Here is a 7,625-nt window from a genome sequence, read left to right as displayed (position 1 = left end):
CCGACGGACGTCGAGCTCGCCGCATAACCCCAGCAACCCCGAACCACACCAAACCCGTCAGGGGCGCCTTGACGGAAGACATAGAGGCACCCCCCGGATTCACGGACACGATCATCGCCTCTCGCGGCCTGTCGGCAGCCCAGTACGCGAGGTACAGCCCGAATTACGTCGGCGGGGACATCGCCTCTGGTGCTCTGACTCTGTGCCAGACCCTGGCACGCCCGACCTTGCGCCAGGATCCGTACACCATGCCCCTGCCGGGCGTGTACCTGTGCTCGGCCTCAACTCCGCCGGGCCCATCTGTCCACGGCATGTGCGGCCCGCCGCGCTCTCTGCGCTCCGGCGCCACCACGGCGTACGGACATCGCCTGAGCTGTCCCTGAAGTAGAAGAAGGAGTTCTTCTTATGCGCACACACGTCTTGGTAGCCCGCGCAGTCACCGTCGCCGGCCTGGCGTTAGCCGCCGCCGCTGTGAGGTTCGAGCACCCGCCAATCAGCAGTGAATTGTGGCAACATCCAATGAACGAGGTGCACTCTTGCTGACGTCCCTGTGGAAACGCCACGGCCTGTTCATCGCTGTCGGGGCACTCTGCATCGTGGTGAACAGTCAGGGCCTGGGGCCGCTGTGGTACACGGGGGTCGTTCTTCTGGTGCTCGGCGGGTTGATGCGCTGGGGCCTGTGGCGCAATCAACGTCCTCCGCAAGGACAGACACCGATCCCGATCGGTGTACCCGTCACCGGACGCTGGCGGGCCGTCAACGGCCCTGGCACGAACGTCCCCAGTCACACGCACAGCCATGCACAGACCTACGCCATCGACTTGACGTACCACCCGGCTGCAGAGCTCACGCCGGCATTCCGCCGGCTATGGCCGCTCGGCAGCCGCCCGCACCGTTACCCCGCCTTCGGCAGCCCTGTTCTGGCACCCGGCGCCGGCGTGGTCGTAGCGAGCGCCCACCGTCAGCGCGATCACTTGTCCCGTACTTCGCTGCTTGGCTACCTCTACCTCTACCTGGAGGGCTTCGTACGAAGCCTGGGCTGGCCCCGCCATCTATGGGGCAACCACATCATTCTCGATCTCGGCGAAGGCGTGTACGCGGGTTTCGCGCATCTCAAGCGCGGTTCCCTTCGTGTCGTGGTCGGCGATCGGGTCACCGCAGGTCAGCAGCTCGCCGAGTGCGGCAATTCCGGCAACTCCTCCGAGCCCCACCTGCATTTCCAACTCATGAGCGGTCCGGACTCCGAGACGGCCTACGGCCTGCCCTTCGAGTGGCGCTACCGCGATGACGACGGCGCCGAACACAACGGAGTGCCCAAGGACGCTGTCCACTTCACCTCGCTCGAGTCCCAGTCCCATTAGCGTGAGCGGATGGTGCGGCAGCGCCTCACAGGATGGATCTCCTATCAAGCCCAACATCGCTGACCAGGCGAAATCAGACCGCTGAGCACCACCCAGCACCATGCGAGGGTGACGGCGTCGCTGTTGAGAAGTTCAGGGCGATGCCGCGGTGCGCGGCGGTGACGGTCAGTGCCGTGGTGAGTTCGAGGTCGTCGAGGTCGTCGAGGGCGAGCCCATGCCACACGGCCAGCAGATCTGCGTACGTCGTCTCCGGGGCGTCTGCCCGCTGATGCACCCCATGGGACAGTTCGTCTATCTCCCCTTCGGTGGCCAAGTACGCCGGGTCGCGAGGAGAGAGAGTGGGGCCTGGCGGGCCTGCGCCGTCGTGAACGTGGGGGCGAGGGCGAGGAGCTGCTGCTCCAAGCGCGAGTTCTCCGCAGCCGCTCATGTATCGAATGGGTACCTCTCCAGGAGGTCCAGGGGACCGATTTGATGCATCCCTTGGCTGACGACCGGTGCAGACCGGACCAGCGACCGAGAGCGCCATGAACCCCAAGGCCAGACGCTCATCCCGTGGGATTTCCCGGGGATTTTCACGTCTGTCCCAGGGACATTTCGGGGACTTTCCGCCGTGTAAGCAGGGAAGGCCCCGACAGCGCTGAAAGAAGCGAACGCGCTGGTCAGGGCCTATCCCCCTAGCACTCGATGATGTTCACCGCGAGCCCGCCCCGGGCCGTCTCCTTGTACTTGACGCTCATGTCCGCGCCCGTGTCCTTCATGGTCTTGATGACCTTGTCCAGGGACACCTTGTGGGAGCCGTCGCCGCGCATGGCCATGCGGGCTGCCGTGACCGCCTTCACCGCGGCCATGCCGTTGCGCTCGATGCACGGGATCTGGACGAGGCCGCCGACCGGGTCGCAGGTCAGGCCGAGGTTGTGCTCCATGCCGATCTCGGCCGCGTTCTCGACCTGTTCGGGGGAGCCGCCCAGCACCTCGGCCAGGGCGCCCGCCGCCATGGAGCAGGCCGAGCCGACCTCGCCCTGGCAGCCGACCTCGGCGCCGGAGATGGAGGCGTTCTCCTTGAAGAGCATGCCGATCGCGCCGGCGGCGAGCAGAAAGCGGACGACGCCGTCCTCGTCGGCGCCCGGCACGAAGTTGACGTAGTAGTGCAGGACGGCCGGGATGATGCCGGCCGCTCCGTTCGTGGGAGCCGTGACCACCCGTCCGCCGGCCGCGTTCTCCTCGTTCACCGCCATCGCGTACAGCGTGATCCACTCCATGGAGTGGGCCAACGGATCGCCCTCCGCGCGGAGTTGACGGGCCGTCATCGCGGCGCGGCGGCGCACGCGCAGGCCGCCCGGCAGGATGCCCTCGCGGGACATGCCGCGGGAGACACAGCCCTGCATCACACGCCAGATCTCCAGCAGCCCGGCCCGGATCTCGTCCTCGGTACGCCAGGCCCGCTCGTTCTCCAGCATGAGCGACGAGATCGACAGGCCGGTCTCCTTCGTCAGGCGCAGCAGGTCGTCGCCCGTGCGGAAGGGGTACTTCAGGACCGTGTCGTCGAGTTTGATGCGGTCCGCGCCCACCGCTTCCTCGTCCACGACGAACCCGCCGCCGACCGAGTAGTACGTCTTGGCGAGCAGTTCCGCGCCCGAGGCGTCGTACGCCCACAGCGTCATGCCGTTCGCGTGGTACGGCAGGGTCTTGCGGCGGTGCAGGACCAGGTCGTCGTCGAAGGAGAACGGGATCTCGTGCGAGCCCAGCAGCCGCAGCAGGCCGGACTCCTTGATCTGCTCCGCCCTGTCGTCCGCCCCCTCCACGTCCACCGTGCGTGGCGAGGAGCCCTCCAGGCCGAGCAGGACCGCCTTCGGGGTGCCGTGCCCGTGGCCGGTCGCGCCGAGCGAGCCGTACAGCTCGCCGCGGACCGACGCGACGGCGTCCAGCAGGCCCTCGTTGCGCAGCCGCCGCGCGAACATGCGGGCCGCGCGCATCGGGCCGACCGTGTGGGAGCTGGACGGGCCGATGCCGATCGAGAACAGGTCGAAGACCGAGATGGCCACGGGGACTCCTCAATACAAGGGGTGGTGCAGAAGGTTGTCGCCGGGTGCCCCGCCCACCCGTCTACGAGTGTGCGGGGCGCCCTGCACAAAAGGAACTACTTGTTCAGACCGGGGTACAGCGGGTGCTTTTCGGCCAGGGCGACGACCCGGGCCTTGAGCGCCTGCGCGTCGTAGGCCGGCTTGAGCGCCTGCGCGATGACGTCCGCGACCTCCGCGAAGTCCTCGGCGCTGAAGCCGCGGGTGGCGAGGGCCGGGGTGCCGATCCGCAGCCCCGACGTCACCATCGGCGGTCGCGGGTCGTTGGGGACGGCGTTGCGGTTCACGGTGATGCCGACCTCGTGGAGACGGTCCTCGGCCTGCTGCCCGTCCAGCTCGGACTCGCGCAGGTCGACCAGGATCAGGTGCACGTCGGTGCCGCCGGACAGCACGTTCACGCCGGCCTCGCGGGCGTCCGGCGCCGTCAGCCGCTCGGCGAGGATCCGCGCGCCCTCGACCGTACGGCGCTGGCGCTCCTTGAACTCCTCCGAGGCCGCCACCTTGAAGGAGACCGCCTTCGCCGCGATCACATGCTCCAGGGGACCGCCCTGGAAGCCCGGGAACACGGACGAGTTCAGCTTCTTCGCGAACGCCTGCCTGGCCAGGATGATCCCGCCGCGCGGGCCGCCCAGCGTCTTGTGGGTGGTGGACGTGACGACGTCCGCGAACTCCACCGGGTTGGGGTGCAGCCCGGCCGCGACCAGGCCCGCGAAGTGCGCCATGTCGACCCACAGGTACGCCTCGACCTCGTCGGCGATCCGGCGGAACTCCGCGAAGTCCAGCTGCCGCGGGTACGCCGACCACCCGGCGATGATCACCTTCGGCCGGTGCTCCTTGGCGAGGCGCTCGACCTCGGCCATGTCGACCAGACCGGCGTCGTCCACGTGGTACGCGACCACGTCGAACTGCTTGCCGGAGAAGTTCAGCCGCATCCCGTGGGTGAGGTGGCCGCCGTGGGCGAGGTCCAGGCCGAGGATGGTGTCGCCGGGCTGGGCGAGCGCGAACAGGGCGGCCTGGTTGGCGGAGGCGCCCGAGTGCGGCTGGACGTTGGCGTACTCGGCGCCGAACAGGTCCTTGATCCGGTCGATGGCGATCTGCTCGGCGACGTCGACGTGCTCGCAGCCGCCGTAGTAGCGCCGGCCCGGATAGCCCTCGGCGTACTTGTTGGTCAGGACCGAGCCCTGCGCCTCCATGACCGCGAGCGGAGCGAAGTTCTCCGAGGCGATCATCTCGAGGGTGGACTGCTGGCGGCCCAGCTCGGCGTCGACGGCGGCGGCGATCTCCGGGTCGAGCTCGTGCAGGGGCGTGTTCAGGACGGACATGCGTCTACGACTCCTCAGCCGGTGGTGAAGGCGGTGTACTCGTCGGCGGACAGCAGCTCCTGCTGCTCGCCCGCGACGCGTACCTTGAACAGCCACCCGCCCTCGAAGGGGGCGGAGTTCACCAGCGACGGGTCGTCGGCGACATCCTGGTTGACCTCGACGACCTCGCCGTCGACCGGCGAGTACAGCTCGCTGACCGACTTGGTCGACTCCAGCTCGCCGCAGGACTCGCCCGCGGTCACCGTGGCGCCGACCTCCGGGAGCTGCACGAACACCACGTCGCCGAGCGCGTTGGCCGCGTGCTCCGTGATGCCGACCGTCGAGACGCCGTCCTCGGCGCCCGACAGCCACTCGTGCTCCTTGCTGTAGCGCAGCTGCTGGGGGTTGCTCATGGCCTGAATTCTCCTGTACGCGGGGGAGTGCTGATGTATGGGGGACTGCTGGAACCGTGCGTGACCAGCGCGAATGTGTGCAGGGTCACGCGCCCGGACTGCTCTCAGTCTCTACTTCCGGCGCTTGTAGAAGGGCAGCGCCACGACCTCGTACGGCTCGTGGGCGCCCCGGATGTCCACGCCGACGCCCGGGGTCCCCGGCGCCGCGTGGACCGCGTCGACGTACGCCATCGCGATCGGCTTGCCGAGGGTGGGGGAGGGGGCGCCGGAGGTGACCTCGCCGATCACGGCGCCGGCCGCGACGACCGCGTACCCGGCGCGCGGGACGCGACGGCCCTCGGCGACCAGGCCGACGAGGACGCGCGGGGGCTGCTCCTGCGCCCGCAAGGCCGCCGCGGCGAGCGCCTCGCGCCCCACGAAGTCGCCCTCCTTGCCGAACTTGACCACCCGGCCGAGCCCGGCGTCGAACGGGGTGAGCGCGGTGCTCAGCTCGTGCCCGTACAGCGGCATGCCCGCCTCCAGACGCAGCGTGTCCCGGCAGGACAGGCCGCACGGGACCAGTCCGACGCCCTCGCCGGCCTTGGTCAGCGCCTGCCACAGCTCGACGGCGTGCTCCGGCTTCACGAACAGCTCGAAGCCGTCCTCGCCGGTGTAGCCGGTGCGTGCGATGAGCGCGGGGACGCCCGCGACGGTGCCGGGCAGACCGGCGTAGTACTTCAGGCCGTCGAGGTCGGCGATGGGGGCACCTCCCGGATCGAGCGAAGTCGAGACTCTGGGGGACAGCGAGGCCAGGATGCCGGGGGACTCCGGTCCCTGAACGGCGATCAGGGCGTAGGCGTCCCGGTCGTCACGGACCTCGGCGTCGAAGCCGGCGGAACGCTCCACGAGGGCGTCCAGCACGACCTGCGCGTTGGAGGCGTTGGCGACGACCATGAACTCCGTGTCGGCGAGCCGGTACACGATCAGGTCGTCGAGGATGCCGCCGTCCGCGCCGCAGATCATGGTGTAGCGGGCGCGGCCCACGCCCACGGCCGCGAGGTCGCCGACGAGCGCGAAGTTCAGCAGGGCGCCCGCCTGCGGACCGGTGACGGTGATCTCGCCCATGTGGGAGAGGTCGAACAGCCCGGCCTTCGTGCGGACGGCGTTGTGCTCGTCGCGCTCGGAGCCGTAGCGCAGGGGCATGTCCCAGCCGGCGAAGTCGGTCATGGTCGCACCGAGGACGCGATGCAGGGCGTCGAGCGCGGTGTGACGGAGTTCTTCGGTACTGCTCATCGGGCGTTCTTCTCCCAGGGCATGACAGGCGAGGTCGTTCCTCCCCATCTGTCATCGGAACCTGAGAGGTTCGCCATGACGGCCCGCTACGACGGGTCGGACATGGCTTGCACCTTGGGTGGAGCCGACCCCGTCGAGACAAGGGGCGGCCCGCTTTTCAGATGTGCCTCGCCCGCGCGGTAACGGGGACCTGAGAGATTCAAGGGAGGGACTTGCTCCTTCGGCGCCCCAGCGAAACTGCTGCTGAGGACTCTCCCGCGCGGATTCGAACGGCCGGTATGCAGTTGGCGCGGCCATCATTGCACGGCCCGCCCCGATCGCGGCAGGCCGCATCTGTAACCGGCCTGTGTCGGTACGCGCACGAAATCGCGAGGCGCCGCGCATTACCTTCTCTTTACGCTTGGCGGGGATGAGGACTACCTGACCCCAGGGGAGGACGATCACGGTGAACGAGGCGACCACGGCGAGGACCACGGCATTCGCGACCACGTCGGGGATCGCGCTGCCCGCGCAGCCCCGCGCCCGGGCCCTGGCCCGGGCCAGGGAGGTGTGCGGCCCGCAGCCCGCGCCCGTCGTCCGCGACCTGCGCGAGCGGGCCGGCCGCAGCCCGCACGGCCTGCTCTTCGGCCCGCGTGACCTGGTGGTGGTCACCGGGCTGCCCGGCAGCGGCAAGTCCACGCTGATGAAGCGGGCCGTCAACGGCGTCCGCATCGACTCCCAGGACACCCGCGACCGCTGGGACGCCCGCGCGCCCCGCTTCCTGCCCTACGCCCTCTACCGCCCCCTCGTCCGCCTCGCCCACTACGCCGGACTGCGCCGGGCTCTGCGCGGCGGCCAGGGCGTCGTCGTGCACGACTGCGGCACGCAGGCCTGGGTGCGTGACTGGCTGGCCCGCGAGGCCCGCCGCCGCGGCGGCGCCCTCCACCTGCTCCTGCTCGACGTCGGCGCGGACACGGCCCTGGAGGGCCAGCGCGAGCGCGGCCGAGGCGTCTCGCGGTACGCGTTCCTGCGCCACCGGCACGCCGCCGCCCGGCTCCTGCGCTCGGCGGAGAAGGGCCGGCTGCCCGATGGCTGCGGCTCGGCGGTCCTGCTCGACCGCGACGCGGCCGACACGCTGCGCCGGATCGGATTCACCGGCTGAGGGCTCGGGCTGAACGCCCGGTACCCGCTAGCCTTTCAGCCACGACAGAGTGAGCGGTT

At 69.7% G+C, this 7,625-nt stretch carries 7 protein-coding genes and 1 riboswitch; of the genes, 2 read left to right on the top strand and 5 right to left on the bottom strand.

All coding sequences use genetic code 11. The features are described 5' to 3' along the window. The first annotated feature begins 536 nt into the window (after nt 1-536). Nucleotides 537-1,361, top strand: coding sequence for a M23 family metallopeptidase (locus tag ACIBAF_RS28340; protein WP_399466718.1), 825 nt, complete (start codon nt 537-539; stop codon nt 1,359-1,361). Nucleotides 1,362-1,434: 73 nt separating this feature from the next. Here ACIBAF_RS28340 and ACIBAF_RS28335 read toward each other — a convergent pair whose 3' ends face one another. From ACIBAF_RS28335 to gcvT, 5 genes are all read right to left on the bottom strand, one after another. After that, the gene (locus tag ACIBAF_RS28335; protein WP_399466716.1) at nt 1,435-1,635 is read right to left on the bottom strand and encodes a hypothetical protein; all 201 of its coding nucleotides are present in this window, start codon (nt 1,633-1,635) and stop codon (nt 1,435-1,437) included. Between the two features lie 400 nt (nt 1,636-2,035). After that, the gene (locus ACIBAF_RS28330; protein ID WP_399466715.1) at nt 2,036-3,403 is read right to left on the bottom strand and encodes an L-serine ammonia-lyase; all 1,368 of its coding nucleotides are present in this window, start codon (nt 3,401-3,403) and stop codon (nt 2,036-2,038) included. Between the two features lie 95 nt (nt 3,404-3,498). Then, complete coding sequence (gene glyA, locus ACIBAF_RS28325; RefSeq protein ID WP_399466714.1) at nt 3,499-4,761, bottom strand: serine hydroxymethyltransferase; 1,263 nt, start codon at nt 4,759-4,761, stop codon at nt 3,499-3,501. A 14-nt stretch (nt 4,762-4,775) separates the two neighbouring features. After that, nucleotides 4,776-5,153 carry a glycine cleavage system protein GcvH gene (gene gcvH / locus ACIBAF_RS28320; protein ID WP_079659355.1) on the bottom strand — a complete coding sequence of 126 codons (378 nt, stop codon included), beginning with the start codon at nt 5,151-5,153 and terminating at the stop codon, nt 4,776-4,778. A gap of 111 nt (nt 5,154-5,264) precedes the next feature. Then, a complete protein-coding gene (gene gcvT / locus ACIBAF_RS28315; protein WP_399466713.1) occupies nt 5,265-6,425 on the bottom strand; it encodes a glycine cleavage system aminomethyltransferase GcvT in 1,161 nt (386 codons plus the stop codon). Between the two features lie 167 nt (nt 6,426-6,592). Continuing rightward, nucleotides 6,593-6,693, bottom strand: a riboswitch (glycine riboswitch). 177 nt (nt 6,694-6,870) lie between these two features. On the opposite strand from gcvT, the gene ACIBAF_RS28310 reads away from it, so the two are divergent. Then, the gene (locus ACIBAF_RS28310; RefSeq protein ID WP_399466712.1) at nt 6,871-7,566 is read left to right on the top strand and encodes an AAA family ATPase; all 696 of its coding nucleotides are present in this window, start codon (nt 6,871-6,873) and stop codon (nt 7,564-7,566) included. Nucleotides 7,567-7,625 lie beyond the last annotated feature (59 nt).

This window comes from Streptomyces sp. NPDC051677 (assembly GCF_044453465.1).
Lineage (GTDB): Bacteria > Actinomycetota > Actinomycetes > Streptomycetales > Streptomycetaceae > Streptomyces.
The sequence above is the reverse complement of the archived record's forward strand: the minus strand, read 5'-3'. Positions and strand labels throughout refer to the sequence as shown.